General features: G+C 45.1%; 9 protein-coding genes and 1 riboswitch. Of the genes, 7 read left to right on the top strand and 2 right to left on the bottom strand.

Annotation, left to right across the window (positions count from 1 at the left end; all coding sequences use genetic code 11):
* Window positions 1-113: 113 nt before the first annotated feature.
* Both ACFSCZ_RS18665 and ACFSCZ_RS18670 read left to right on the top strand, forming a co-directional pair.
* Window positions 114-1,835 (top strand): ABC transporter ATP-binding protein, encoded by a 1,722-nt coding sequence (locus ACFSCZ_RS18665; RefSeq protein ID WP_380776340.1) that lies wholly within the window; start codon window positions 114-116, stop codon window positions 1,833-1,835.
* A complete protein-coding gene (locus ACFSCZ_RS18670) occupies window positions 1,832-3,664 on the top strand; it encodes an ABC transporter ATP-binding protein (protein ID WP_380776344.1) in 1,833 nt (610 codons plus the stop codon). Before ACFSCZ_RS18665 ends, ACFSCZ_RS18670 begins: the two co-directional genes overlap by 4 nt.
* Window positions 3,665-4,213: 549 nt before the next feature.
* On the opposite strand, the gene ACFSCZ_RS18675 is transcribed toward ACFSCZ_RS18670, so the two are convergent.
* Window positions 4,214-6,265, bottom strand: coding sequence for a transglycosylase domain-containing protein (locus ACFSCZ_RS18675; RefSeq protein ID WP_380776346.1), 2,052 nt, complete (start codon window positions 6,263-6,265; stop codon window positions 4,214-4,216).
* 191 nt (window positions 6,266-6,456) lie between these two features.
* Between ACFSCZ_RS18675 and ACFSCZ_RS18680 the strand changes: the two genes are divergently transcribed.
* Together ACFSCZ_RS18680 and argS are read left to right on the top strand one after the other, a co-directional pair.
* Window positions 6,457-6,909 carry a YwiB family protein gene (locus ACFSCZ_RS18680; RefSeq protein ID WP_380776349.1) on the top strand — a complete coding sequence of 151 codons (453 nt, stop codon included), beginning with the start codon at window positions 6,457-6,459 and terminating at the stop codon, window positions 6,907-6,909.
* Window positions 6,906-8,576, top strand: a complete 1,671-nt coding sequence (gene argS, locus ACFSCZ_RS18685) for an arginine--tRNA ligase (RefSeq protein ID WP_380776352.1) — start codon at window positions 6,906-6,908, stop codon at window positions 8,574-8,576. The genes ACFSCZ_RS18680 and argS overlap by 4 nt, the downstream gene beginning before the upstream one ends.
* Window positions 8,577-8,740: 164 nt before the next feature.
* Here the strand turns inward: argS and cls are convergent, their stop codons facing one another.
* Window positions 8,741-9,943 carry a cardiolipin synthase gene (cls, locus tag ACFSCZ_RS18690; RefSeq protein WP_380776355.1) on the bottom strand — a complete coding sequence of 401 codons (1,203 nt, stop codon included), beginning with the start codon at window positions 9,941-9,943 and terminating at the stop codon, window positions 8,741-8,743.
* A gap of 123 nt (window positions 9,944-10,066) precedes the next feature.
* Window positions 10,067-10,272, top strand: a riboswitch (cobalamin riboswitch).
* Window positions 10,273-10,405: 133 nt separating this feature from the next.
* Between cls and ACFSCZ_RS18695 the strand changes: the two genes are divergently transcribed.
* The 3 genes from ACFSCZ_RS18695 to ACFSCZ_RS18705 are packed head-to-tail and all read left to right on the top strand — an operon-like array spanning window position 10,406 to window position 13,726.
* A complete protein-coding gene (locus ACFSCZ_RS18695; protein WP_380776358.1) occupies window positions 10,406-11,374 on the top strand; it encodes a helical backbone metal receptor in 969 nt (322 codons plus the stop codon).
* Complete coding sequence (locus ACFSCZ_RS18700) at window positions 11,337-12,401, top strand: FecCD family ABC transporter permease (protein WP_380776360.1); 1,065 nt, start codon at window positions 11,337-11,339, stop codon at window positions 12,399-12,401. Before ACFSCZ_RS18695 ends, ACFSCZ_RS18700 begins: the two co-directional genes overlap by 38 nt.
* Window positions 12,401-13,726 (top strand): ABC transporter ATP-binding protein, encoded by a 1,326-nt coding sequence (locus ACFSCZ_RS18705; protein WP_380776364.1) that lies wholly within the window; start codon window positions 12,401-12,403, stop codon window positions 13,724-13,726. Before ACFSCZ_RS18700 ends, ACFSCZ_RS18705 begins: the two co-directional genes overlap by 1 nt.
* The last annotated feature ends 137 nt before the right edge of the window (window positions 13,727-13,863 follow it).

The raw sequence follows: 13,863 nt of genomic DNA on the forward strand, positions 1-13,863 counted from the left end.
TTGAGGCCGCACACCTCAAGTTTTTTGCTGTTTACCGTAATATCATTTCTAAAAAAAGTAGTTTTTGCTTTCGATAAAAGTTATGATGAGAACAAACAAATGCGGGAAGTGAAATGAAAGTGATGAAGCCTCTTAAACCGTATGGTCTGCATATAACAGCAGTGGTTCTCTTAACGCTCGGGGGGATTATGCTGGAGCTGCTGCTCCCTACTTTAATGGCAAATGTGGTGGATATTGGAATTGTGAATGGAGATATGCCCTACATTTTAAGGACGGGCGGTCTTATGCTGCTTTTAGCTTTTATAGCCATAATCCTCATGACAGGGGTCTCATTTTTTGCCTCTAAAACTGCCCAGGGGTTCGGGAGAGATATTAGACGGAGTTTATTTGTGAATGTAGAAAGTTTTTCCCTGCAGACGTTTGAAAAAGTTGGTACAGCTTCATTAATCACCAGGTCAACGAATGATGTGAAACAAGTCCAAGATGTCTTAAATATGATGCTGCGTATGATGACAAGGGCCCCGTTGATGCTGGTCGGCGGTATCATTATGGCGGTGACGAGGGAACCGGGGTTATCCTCGGTTTTTTTAGGAGCCTTGCCGTTGCTGGCGCTTTTAATTTTTATCATTTCCAGAAAAGCCATACCTTTATTTGTGTCTTTACAAAAAAAGACAGACCGATTGAATCTGATTGTCCGCGAGAACTTGACAGGGGTCCGTGTCATACGTGCCTTTAATCGTGCAATCCGTGAGAGAAAGCGTTTTGATGCTGCGAATATGGATTTTCGCAATACAGGAATACAAGTTAATAAAATGATGGCCGTGATGTTTCCCGTGATGATGATTGTCATGAATTTTACAAACATTGCCATCGTTTGGTTTGGAGCGGTGCGCATTGATCAGGGAATTATGCAGGTCGGGAACTTGATGGCTTTTTTGCAGTACTCCATGATGATCTTAATGTCACTGATCATGCTGTCTTTCGGCTTTATTATGATACCTCGTGCGAAAGCTTCAATGGATAGAATCATTGAAGTGCTCAATATGGAAAATGACATATTTGATCCAGAGCAGCCAAAGGCCTGCCAAGGTGAGGGAAATGTTGAGTTTAAAGAGGTAACGTTCAGATATGAGGGTGCAGAAAAACCGGTTCTTCACCGGATTTCTTTCACAGCCAAAAAAGGCGAGACAACTGCGATTATTGGAAGTACCGGATCCGGAAAATCCACTCTGCTTCAACTGATACCGAGGTTTTACGATGTCGGGAGCGGAGCAGTTTACGTGGACGGTGTAGATGTCCGGGAGATGTCCCAGCAGGAATTGAGAGCAAAAATGGGCTACGTTCCTCAAAAAGCTTTTTTATTCAGTGGAACACTGCTGGAAAATTTGCGGTATGGGAACAAAACGGCTACTGAAAACGAAATCTGGGAAGCACTTGATATTGCCCAGGCTTCAGAATTTATAAGGGAAAAAGAAGAAGGAATCCGCTTCATGATCGAGCAGGGAGGAGCGAACCTGTCGGGAGGCCAAAAGCAGAGACTGTCTATCGCCCGAGCGTTGATCAGAAAACCGGAAATCTATTTATTTGATGACAGTTTCTCCGCCTTGGATACTAAAACAGATGCAGCGTTAAGAGCAGAGCTGAACAAGGTGACAAAGGATGCGACAGTGATTGTAGTCGCCCAGCGGGTAAGTACTGTGATGGACGCAGATCAGATCATCGTTCTTGAGGAAGGAGAAGTAGCCGGGATCGGCACTCATCAGGAACTGGTGGGACAAAACCGCATTTATCAGGAAATTGTAGCTTCTCAGCATGCAGAGGAGGAAGGAGCATGAGCCAGCACCGTGGCCGAGCCGGCTACAGGCCGGGGGGCGGAAGGCATGGGATCGCGCCGGTTGAAAAACCAAAAGAATTTAAAAAAACACTTAAAAGATTGGCCGGCTATTTAAAGCCGCGTAAATACCAGCTTATACTGGTAACGTCTGCTGCCGTTTTCTCTACACTTTTTAATGTAATCACACCGAAGCTGCTGGGGGATGCCACCACGTCCATTTTTTCCAGCATTACTACCGGCACAGGCATTGACTTCAACTTTCTGCAAAATCTTCTGCTGATATTATTGGTTCTTTATGTGATTTCAGCAGCCTTTTCGTATGTGCAGCAGTATTTAATGGCCGGAGTTTCACAAAAAACAACGGCTGAAATGAGAAGTGAAGTTTATGAGAAATTGGCTCGGATGCCACTGAGCTACTATGACCGTCACCCTCACGGGGACATCTTAAGCAGGGCGATTAACGACATTGATAATATTAACAATTCGATCCAGCAGGCGCTGTCACAGCTGATCACTTCTTTTATTGCCATTATTGGTACGATCATCATGATGCTTATCATCAGTCCGGTGCTGACACTCGTTGTATTGATCACGTTTCCCTTGAGTGCTTTGGTTATCCGGTTTGTCGCAGCTTTTTCCCAAAAACATTTTATAAACCAGCAGAAGGAATTGGGGAATGTCAATGGGCATATTGAAGAAATGTTTTCCGGTCATCAGGTCGTCAAAGCTTTTGGGCATGAAAAAACAGCGATTAAAGAATTTGACGAAATCAACGACCGGCTCTATCAAGCAGGCTGGAGAGCTCAATTTATAAGCGGCATCATGATGCCGCTCATGAACTTTGTGGGAAACCTCGGTTATGTCTTCGTCAGCATCATTGGAGGACTGCTTGTGTTGAACGGCAGTATCAGGATTGGGGATGTTCAGGCATTTATTCAATATTCCCAACAGCTTACACATCCGATGACACAGGCCGCTGGGATTGCCAACATGATTCAGACCGCACTGGCATCGGCTGAAAGAGTGTTTCACCTGCTTGATGAAGATGAGGAGAGGAAAGAGGAGCCGTCTCCAGTAGATCTGGAACAGCTGCAGGGAAGAATTACCTTTGAGAATGTCCGTTTTGGCTATGAAAAAGATCAGCCGATTATCAAAGATTTGAATCTTGAAGTGGAGCCCGGCCAGATGATTGCAATCGTCGGCCCAACAGGAGCCGGTAAAACAACCATTATCAATCTATTAATGAGATTTTACGAACTCGACAGCGGCCGTATTTTGATAGATGGCCACGATATCAGCAGTTTGACCCGCGAGCAGGTAAGATCTTTGTTTGCTATGGTTCTTCAGGATACATGGCTGTTCAACGGAACAATCAGGGACAATATTGCCTATGGACGCGAAGGTGCCAGCGAGGAGGAAGTCATTCAGGCTGCGAAAAATGCCTATGCAGATGAATTCATCCGAACACTGTCTAAAGGGTATGATACGGTTCTTGGCGAGGATGCATCAAATCTTTCCCAGGGCCAACGCCAGCTGATCACGATTGCAAGAGCTATTTTATCGGATCCAAAAATTTTAATATTAGACGAAGCGACAAGCAGTGTCGATACCCGGACAGAAATGAATATTCAACAGGCGATGAATGCACTGATGGCCGGCCGTACAAGTTTCGTCATTGCCCACCGTCTATCCACGATTAGGGATGCAGATATCATTTTGGTCTTAAAAGATGGGGATATTATTGAAAAAGGTCCACATGATGAACTGATGAAATTGAATGGTTTTTATGCGGATCTTTATAGAAGCCAGTTTAGCGGGAGGGCAAGTTAAGGGTAAACAAGTGAGAGGAACAGCAGGAGAAATGGGGGCTGCCTTTTATGCTGCTTCCGGCAAAAGGATGAATTCTTCACACTTTCGTTTGTTGAACCCTAGTAAGACGCAATCGCGTTATCCTGCATAGAACAAGTGTGAGGATGCATTTCCAAAGTCTAGCCGGGTTCGTCCCCGTCTGGGCTCTCGTCCGTGCTGAACGGTCATGCAAACGACGTATTCGTTTCCGTTATGTCGCTCATCCGTGTTAATGGTCATGCAATCGACGTATTCGTTCCCGTCATGTTGCACATCCTGACGGAACAGTCACGCAAACGTTGGGCTCGTCCCGGAAATTGTACCCACACTTCGTATGGGGAAGCTGCGCAACAGTGGTGCCACCCCCGCCTCCCTCACGGAAAGGGGACAAAAGTTAATGAACGAGACAACAACCCTGTCGTTTACAATAATTAAGGAACCATGGATTTCGTGGAATTCAGCCATAAAAAATTATTCGATTTAAAAATGGAAAAGGGCCCCACCCAGGTGAGGAGCCCTTCTTTGTATAGGCTAAAATATCCGCTGCCACCAGCGTTTTTTCTTTTCTTTTTGGTCTGAGGAATCCTTTTGATGTTCGTGCGTATGATCTGTACAAAATTCCTTCGGCTCTGTCCCTTTAACAAAATAGGTAAGGCGGAAAACCGGGCAGGAGTTCGTTGCTTTTTTGCCGTTCGCAGGATCTACCGGAACAGCAATAACGTTGGATGGAGGGGAAAAGGCATGGCCCTTTTCATCCTGTTTTTCCAATGCACGCTCCATGAACCGGATCCAAATGTTTTTTGCATATAGTTTTTCTTCAGTTAAAGTGATTTCTTTCCCTTTGTCATAGCCTGTCCATACGACGGAAGCCATTTTTGGAGTAAAACCTGCCATCCAGCTGTCAGAGTTGGTAGAGCCGGACTTCCCGGCATATTCCCTGCTCATCTGGTTGATGACGGAAGCACCGGTAACCGCTGCATATCCATTCAATTTTTTATCAAACATGCCTGTCATCATATGGCTTAATACAAAAGACAGTCCGGGATCCAGAACCTGCTCCCTGGATTTGGGTGATTCATAGATCACTTTTCCTCTGGAGTCTTCTACGCGCCGTATGAAGACCGGCTCGACTTTTTTGCCTCCGTTGGCAATGATGCTGTAGGCATTTAGCAGATCAATGACCTTTACCCCTGAAGTTCCTAAGGCAAGGGAAGGAACTTCTTTCATCTTCGTAGTAAACCCAAGTCTGCGCGCCATGTCTGACAGAGTATCTTGCCCAAGAAAAAGATGAGTTTTAACGGCATAGATATTGTCGGATAATGCCAGCGCTTGCGCCATAGTGATTTCTTCATTTGCATATTGGTTGTTATAGTTATGCGGCGTATAATCAGCCTGGCCATTATCGAATCTGAAGGTTGTCGGCTCGCTCCGCAGCATGGTTGATGGAGTAAACCCCTGTTCTAATGCAGCATAGTAGAGCAAAGGCTTGATCGTTGAGCCGGGCTGCCGTACCGCCTGGGTAGCTCTGTTAAAAGGGCTCTCTCTGTAATTTCTTCCGCCGACAAGGGCCGTTACATATCCGGTTTCGGGATCCATTGCAGCAAATCCGGCCTGAATGCCGGAGGATGCCGATATCGTTTCGCTAATCACCTGTTCTGCAATTTCCTGTTGTGCCGGATCAAGGGACGTATAAACTCTCAATCCTCCAAGTGCAATAATTCTCTCATCAATCCCTGCTTTTTCTTTCAGCTCTTTTTTGACAGTATCATAAAAATAAGGAGCTATTTCTGCCTGGTGGTGCGGGTGTTTTCCGATAAATGTTAGCTTTTCTTGTTCAGCCGCCTCTGCCTCGGCTTTGGAAATTACACCCGTTTCCTCCATAGCACGTAAAACAAGCTTTTGTCTGGATTTTGCTTTTTCTTCTGAAACGAGAGGAGAATAGATACCGGGACCCTTGGGAACGCCTGCAAGCAAGGAAGCTTCCGCCAGGGAAAGATCTTTTGCGCTTTTTCCGAAATAAAATTGGCTGGCGGCCTCAATGCCATGTGCTCCATGGCCAAAGGAGATGGTATTGATATAGCCCTCCAGAATATCATCTTTCTCATAATTTGCTTCCAGCCGTATAGTATAGAAGGCCTCCACTATTTTTCTGGACCAAGTTTTTTCCAATGTCAAAAACAGATTCCGGGCGTACTGCTGGGTAATCGTGCTGGCTCCCTGAACTTTGCCCATGGCTTTGATGTTTGCCGCAACAGCGCCCCCGATTCTTTTTATATCAAAGCCGTAATGATGGTAAAAAGTGCGGTCCTCTATCGCAATGATCGCCTCTTTCATATGGGAAGGCACTTCATTCAGCGAAACCCAATACCGCTTTTCGCCGCTGTTGCTTTCACCAATGACCGATCCGTCCGATGCATAGTATAAAGTGGATTGCGGAATGGATAATGGCGGCGGCCCGAGGATTTTAATCCACAGCCAAAATGACAACAATAATACAGCCGCAGCTCCGGCAGCCAAAATGCTCAACACAGAAATCATGCGGAGTGCCCGCCATTTTCTCTTTGTGCCTGTGACTGTTTCCATCCTTACTCCCTCCATTCTAGCAATCTTAATTAACAGTATGAGAGAAATGACAGGAATTTATTCACAGGGCCTGCATCAATTTTTTGAAGTCAGCTATTTATAATTGAACAGGAAGGATTGAACATGGCGCTTGCATAGACTTTCCTCTAAAATTTTTCTATAATGAATAGGTTATATTACATACAAAGGGTGTGGCGGAATTGACAGCGGATGTCCAAACTCCAGTCAAAATTCACCTCACGACGAACTTTCAGCTGGATGGTGAAGAAGAAACGTTTGAAATGATTCTGTTCGGTCGTTATTATCGCAAGAGAGGTACGGCTTATCTCAAATATGATGAGGTTCAGGAGGAAGGAACCGTCCATACGCTAGTAAAAGTGGGTGAAAAAGAAGCAGCCATTTTCAGAAAAGGGATGATTCATATGCGTATGAAATTCCGGCTGAATGAACAAAAGGACGGTTCTCATGAGAGTGAGTACGGATCCCTTTTACTGTCTACGTTTACGAATAAACTGGCGATCCACGAGCTGGATCATACCTGCGAAGGTACCATCCATCTCGGATATGATTTATATATGCAAGGCACGCATGCAGGGAAGTACGATATGAAAATACAGTATTGGGAGGATAAAGGGAATCTATGAATGTTGTTGAACAAGTACAAGAAAAATTAAAACATGAGATCAAACAGGCAATTTTCAAGGCGGGTCTTGCGAACGAAGATGAAATTCCTGCCGTCGTCCTCGAAACTCCGAAGGATAAGTCCCATGGGGACTATTCCACAAATATGGCTATGCAGCTTGCCCGAATTGCAAAAAAAGCCCCGCGGGCAATTGCAGAAGAGATCAAAGATCACTTGGATACATCACGGGCTTCCATAGAAAAAATTGATATCGCCGGACCGGGGTTTATTAATTTTTATATGGATAACAGCTATTTGACAGACCTGGTCCCGGCAATTTTGAAAGCAGGGGATGACTACGGGCGCTCGAACGCCGGAAAAGGACAAAAAATTCAAGTGGAATTTGTTTCTGCCAATCCGACAGGCGATCTTCACTTGGGTCATGCACGGGGTGCCGCTGTAGGGGATGCACTGTGCAACATTCTCGATAAAGCAGGATACGAGGTTTCAAGAGAATATTATATTAATGATGCCGGAAACCAGATCAATAACCTTGCCCGCTCAGTAGAGGCGCGGTATTTCCAGGCCGTGGGCATTGACAAGCCTATGCCTGAGGATGGCTACCATGGGGTGGACATTATTGATATCGGGAAAAAGTTGGCTGAAAAATACGGTGATAAGTTTGTCCGCGAAAATGAGGATGAACGCTTTGCATTTTTCCGTCGTTACGGATTGGATTATGAACTGGACAAACTGAAAAAAGTACTGGAACAGTTCCGGGTATCTTTTGATGTGTGGTATTCGGAAACATCTCTTTATGAAAGCGGCAAGGTGAAAGAAACTTTGGAGCTGCTCCGGGAAAGAGGCCATATTTATGAAGAGGATGGGGCAACATGGTTCCGTTCCACAGATTTTGGTGATGATAAAGACCGTGTATTGATTAAAAAAGATGGAAGTTATACGTACATTACACCAGATATTGCCTATCACCTGGATAAAATTAAGCGCGGATTTGATAAGCTGATTAATATTTGGGGAGCAGATCATCACGGCTATATCCCAAGAATGAAGGCGGCAATTGAAGCGCTTGGTTATGACCCTGCTCGTCTGGAAGTAGAAATTATCCAGCTCGTTCAATTGTATAAAGACGGAGAGCGGGTGAAAATGAGCAAGCGGTCCGGAAAGGCCGTAACTATGAACGATTTGATAGAAATGGTGGGCCTTGATGCAGTGAGATATTTCTTTGCCATGAGAAGCTCAGATACACATATGGACTTCGACCTGGATCTGGCTGTCGCTGAATCTAATGATAATCCTGTCTATTATGCTCAATATGCTCATGCACGCATTTGCAGCATTTTACGTTCCGCTGAAGACAAGGGAATTACTTTTGATGAAGAGATGGATGTCGCATCTTTGACCAGTGAAAAAGCGACCGATCTTCTAAAGAAACTCGGTGATTTTCCTCAAGTCATTGCAGAAGCGGCAGAAAAAAGAATTCCGCACCGGATTACGAACTATATTTTTGATTTGGCTTCAGCATTTCATAGTTATTATAATGCCGAAAAAGTGTTGAACGAAGCACAGGTGGAAGAAACAAAAGCTCGTCTGGCGCTTGTAAAGGCGGTAAGAATCACGCTGAAAAATGCTTTGAAGCTTGTCGGTGTATCTGCTCCGGAAAAAATGTAGTTTTTCGGGATCAGTGGTAAAACGAAGCGGATGCCTGGCTTTGCGCATCCACCAATACAACTGAAATCAAAAAGCTCGGCGTAAGAGAGACGATGATCTTTCTTGCGCCGGGTTTTTTAAAAGTGAAAAACGGCAGCAATGATGGTTGGAACTGCAGGACAGAGTCAAAGAAATTTTTTGAAAACCATCCCTGCCCATTCTTTTATTCGGACTGCAAAAGGCGGATCCGCCAAATCTTCCAAGAACAGCCGGCTCGACCGGCTGATATCTGCCTGTAAAACCTTTTCCGTTTCACAAATAAATTCTGGATCATACACAAAGCAATTGATTTCAAAATTAATATGAAAACTTCTGCAATCAAAGTTTGCTGTTCCAATATCACACACTTTTTGGTCGATTAACAGCACTTTTGCATGAAAAAAGCCGGTTTCATATTGATAGACACTGCCGCCTCCTGCAAGAATGATACGCAAATAATGAAGCGAAGCTTCTTTGACAAGCGGGTGATCCGACATGTTTGGTACCAGAACGGTGACAGTTACACCTCTTTCAATGGCACGTACCAGACCTGAAAATACTGCATCTGGAGGGATGAAGTAGGGTGTACCGATAAAAATGCTTTTTTCAGCCTCATTGATTAACCGGAGAATTTCTTTTTCCGCCTCTATCCCTTGTGTTGGTAAAAAGCGATGAGACATCCTTCCTGTTTCCAAAGGGGGAAATAGATCAGGATCTTCCAGGTGGTCTTTACCTGTCGCCCTTTTCCAGTCCAACAGGAACTCTTTCTGTAAATCAGCCACACCTTCTCCTTCAACACGGAGATGATAATCCCTCCAGGGAGTTAATACCGGATCCAAATTGATATACTCTTTTCCGACATTAAACCCGCCCACATATCCCACCTTTCCGTCCATAATGGTGACCTTTCGATGGTTTCGCTGCTGAAGGGAAAAGAAGAGAAAAGGAAGGCGCGGACGATGTCCATACACTACCTCAATTCCTGCACCGCGAGCTTTTTTAATGACTTTTTTCTTTATTTTCCGGCTGCCGAACCAATCAAGCAGAAGCCGCACTTTAATACCTTTATGTGCCTGGTCCATTAACGCTTCGAAAAACAGTTCGCTGAAGTGATCGTTTTTGACAATATAAAACAAAACATGAATGCTTTCCTTTGCCTTGTACAGGTCATCAAAATAGTTGGAGAAAAGGTCAGGACCGGTAGTGATTAACTGCAGTTCCCCATTTCTTATCGGATAGTCAGGCGGGCTGCTTTTTTTCTTATGCAGAAGTCTTCCAAGAAAAAAGTCTACAGAAGCGGCAATATATAATATGATTATGACGATAGTGAATCCAGCGAGCCACTTCAATAACGATTCCCCCCGGGCGAAAGTTTAGAAAGAAATAGACGTTTGATTAGCATTCCCCAAATTAGGTTGAAAAAGCTGTGAAGTTGGAATAAATCGTGTATAATGTCAATGGATGTACAAATCATGTATATGTATGGATTCGGTTGCTTTTTACCCGTATGAATGAATATTTCGCGGGGAAAAGCTGAAAAGGGAAGTTGGTGAAAATCCAACGCGGTCCCGCCACTGTAATTGGGAGCGTTCTGCAATAACCACTGTGCAAAAGGCATGGGAAGGGGCAGTACGTGATGATCATGAGCCAGGAGACCTGCCGGATTCCAGCACCAGGACCTGCGCGGATGGGGAAGGGTGGCGGCCGAAAACAGCACAATAGGATTGTGTCTGTTTATCACGTCATGCCTTTATATACTCATCTCCTGCGCACAGGGGATGTTTTTATTTTTATATAGGAGGATTTACAGCATGAAAAAGTTTTATTCATTGTTGGCAGTACTTTTGCTGGCAGGATGGCTTGCAGCCTGCGGTAATCAGGAAGGTGCCAATGAAGAGCAAAAGACAGTTGATCCGAAGACCGAGCAAACTGCAGACAGCAGATTTCCGGTAACATTGACGGATGCAGCAAATCAGGAGGTAACGATTGAGGAAAAACCTGAAAAAATAGTTTCTCTTATACCCAGCAATACGGAAATTTTGTATGCAGTCGGTGCAGGAGATGAGGTAGTAGCGGTTTCCGAGCATGACCAATATCCTGAAGAAGTGAAGGATAAGGAACAGGTGGCAGGATTGGAGCTGAATATTGAAAAAATCCTTTCCCTGGAGCCTGATCTTGTTTTGTCGCACGCTTCTGCAGGTGACAGGTGGGATTCCGGTTTACAGCAACTGAAGGACAGCGGCATTCCAGTTCTGATTGTCAAGGATGCACAAAACTTTGATGAAGTGTATGAAACCATTGAATTCATCGGGAAAGCAACAGGCCGGACTGAGGATGCAGCAACAGTTGCAGAAGACATGAGGAGCAAGCTCGACGACATAAAAGAGAAAGCGGCAGGGATTAAAGAGGAAGACAAAAAGTCCGTCTTCTTGGAAATTTCCCCGGCGCCTGAAATTTACGCAGTGGGACAAAATACATTTATGGACCAAATGCTAGAAACCATCCATGCGAACAACGCTGTGGAAGAAGAGGGCTGGCCAATGATGAACGAAGAGGCCATTATGGAAATTAACCCGGATGTCATCATTGTCAATTATACATATGTCGAAAATCCGGTGCAGCAAGTACTCGATCGGAAAGGATGGCAGGATATTACAGCTGTCAAAGAAGAACAAGTCTTTATGGTGGACGAAGCCCTGACAAGCCGCCCCGGACCGCGGATTGTTGAAGGAGTAGAGGCTCTTGCAAAATCTGTTTATCCGGAAATATTCGATAAGTAAAGTTCTCATCGCTTATTTTGCGGCAATCATTTTTTTGATTGCCGCTATTTTTGCCGGCATCTCCATCGGAGCTGTCAGGGTGCCGGCAGGAGATATTTTCTATATGATGGGAGGAAAATTTCTTTCAGGATCGCGTGGCTATGAGCCTGATCCGATGTACCTGAATATTGTTTTCAATATCCGTCTGCCGCGGGTAGTGCTGGCAGGGCTTGTAGGAGCCTCACTTGCCATCGCCGGAGCCGCATTTCAGGGGCTGCTTCGAAATCCGCTGGCCGATCCGTATACGTTGGGAGTATCCTCCGGAGCATCTGTCGGTGCGGTGTTTACATTATTTTACCAGCTTTCACTGCCGGGAGCCGGATTATATACACTGCCGCTGCTCAGCATACTGTCAGCTTTTGTTACAATCCTGATCGTCATTTCTTTTGCCAGAAGCGTTGACAGATCGATGAAAGTGGAAACAATTATTTTAACTGGTATTATTTTTAGTTCATTTCTCGGTGCGCTCATTTCGTTGATGATCGCTTTATCAGGAGAGGAACTGCGCCAAATTATCGGCTGGCTGCTGGGAAGTGTAGCGATGAGAGGGTGGAGCTATGTCCGGATTATTTTGCCTTTTTTGCTTGCCGGAAGCATGGTGTTGCTCTTGAATACCCGTGAGCTGAACGCTATTGCTTTTGGCGAGGAACGGGCTCAATATCTTGGCGTCAATGTTGCTGCAAGAAAGTTTGCAGTGCTGGGAGCGGGTTCCATGATTACAGGTGCTGCGGTGGCTGTCTCGGGGACCATCGGTTTTGTAGGTCTTGTTATTCCACATCTTGCAAGGTTGTTATGGGGGCCGGACCATAAGCATTTGCTTCCGCTTTCGATGCTGGTGGGGGCAGGTTTTCTCATTTTGACAGATTTGACAGCAAGAACGATCATTGAACCGGCAGAATTGCCGATTGGTGTGATCACTGCCTTGATCGGTGCACCGGTATTTGCATATATATTATTGAGAAGACGCAAGGAAAGAAGTGGTGGCTGATGCTTCAAGTGGAACATCTTTCCGGAGGTTATTCGGAACAGAATATATTAAAAGACATATCGTTTACTGTAGAGCGAGGGGAAATGTTTGGGATACTGGGACCAAACGGCAGCGGGAAATCAACCTTGCTGAAAATGATCAGCCGTCTCGTTCCATTCAAAACTGGGAAAATTACGGTGGCGGGTCGTCCGCTTCAGGCTTTTTCTTCTAAGGATCTTGCCAAAATGATGGCTGTCTTGCCTCAGGCATCGTCGGAAGTGTTCCCGTTCACTGTGAAAGAAACTGTAGAACTTGGAAGGTATGCCCATCAGCGGGGGCTCTTTCATTCTTGGACCCAAAAGGATGAATCAGTCGTTCAGGAAGCGATGGAACTGACAAAAGTACAGGTGTTTCAGGATGCTTCTATACAGGATTTGTCCGGTGGAGAGCGGCAGCGGGCATTCTTATCCCAGGCGCTTGCACAAGAGCCGGAGATCCTTTTGCTGGATGAGCCGACCAATCACTTGGACCTTTCCCACCAAAAAAATCTTCTCGACCAGCTAAAGATATGGACCAGAGAAAAGGGGTTAACGGTTATTACCGTCTTTCATGACTTGAATTTAGCCTCACTTTATTGTGACCGTCTGCTATTATTAAGCAATGGGCAGGTGGTGCAAACAGGAAGTCCGGAAGAAGTGCTGAATGAGTCTCTTATTCGGAGCGTGTACCATACAGAGATTGAAAAGCTTCCGCATCCGGAGGTACCTAAGCCTAACATGGTATTGGTTCCGGAGATAAAAAAAGCCGGCGGCGCTCTGAAGGAAGGCCATATCAGAAAGGATAAAGAAACTGTCAGACTTGAATCCCCGTTTTTTCTGAAAACGATCCTCTCTGCACCAAATGGTTCAGGGGTTGGCTGGAAAAAGAGATTCAAGGTCAAAAATGGCTTGTCTGCCAATGAACAGGATCCCCAGGCAATAGAAATGATTATTCAGGCAGAACGGATTTATTCAATTAGTAAAACGTTTGGGACAGGTGATCATTCGATCATATTTGTTTTGACGGCAGACCGGCATTTGCATTATGTACATACATGGCTTGTCATCAATGGCCATGCAGATGAAAGCGTCCTGATTGAAGCGCTGGCAACAGGTCTGGAAGCGAAGGAAAAAGCTTTGAGGAAATATACCAGGTCCACTGTGGCGGATGACGGGCTTGCGGTGGCTTTTACTCAGACAGGAAAGGAAATTGTATCGGCCAGACCCTCCTCTGAAGTTGGGGAAACGATTTTACGGGGGGTCATGGAATGCGTGGAGGCACTATTGGAAGAAATCGTCCTGAAATGAGCCAGTAAACCCTTAAACGGGTCTGTTATGTTTCAATCATACCTATTTTTACTGTCCTGTCCATAGGGCAGCTTTTTTTATTCCATCCCCTTCAATCTTGACTGAATGCTCATTCATTATATAAAATGAAGTTAATA

Origin of the sequence: Siminovitchia sediminis, from assembly GCF_042680885.1 — a bacterium.
Taxonomy (GTDB): Bacteria; Bacillota; Bacilli; order Bacillales; family Bacillaceae_C; genus Siminovitchia; species Siminovitchia sediminis.

Bases quoted from the DNA above. Each gene is read 5' to 3' on its own strand.
- ACFSCZ_RS18665 (WP_380776340.1), top strand. From the start codon at position 114: ATGAAAGTGATGAAGCCTCTTAAACCGTATGGTCTGCATATAACAGCA.
- ACFSCZ_RS18670 (WP_380776344.1), top strand. From the start codon at position 1,832: ATGAGCCAGCACCGTGGCCGAGCCGGCTACAGGCCGGGGGGCGGAAGG.
- ACFSCZ_RS18675 (WP_380776346.1), bottom strand. From the start codon at position 6,265: ATGGAAACAGTCACAGGCACAAAGAGAAAATGGCGGGCACTCCGCATG.
- argS (WP_380776352.1), top strand. From the start codon at position 6,906: ATGAATGTTGTTGAACAAGTACAAGAAAAATTAAAACATGAGATCAAA.
- ACFSCZ_RS18695 (WP_380776358.1), top strand. From the start codon at position 10,406: ATGAAAAAGTTTTATTCATTGTTGGCAGTACTTTTGCTGGCAGGATGG.
- ACFSCZ_RS18705 (WP_380776364.1), top strand. From the start codon at position 12,401: ATGCTTCAAGTGGAACATCTTTCCGGAGGTTATTCGGAACAGAATATA.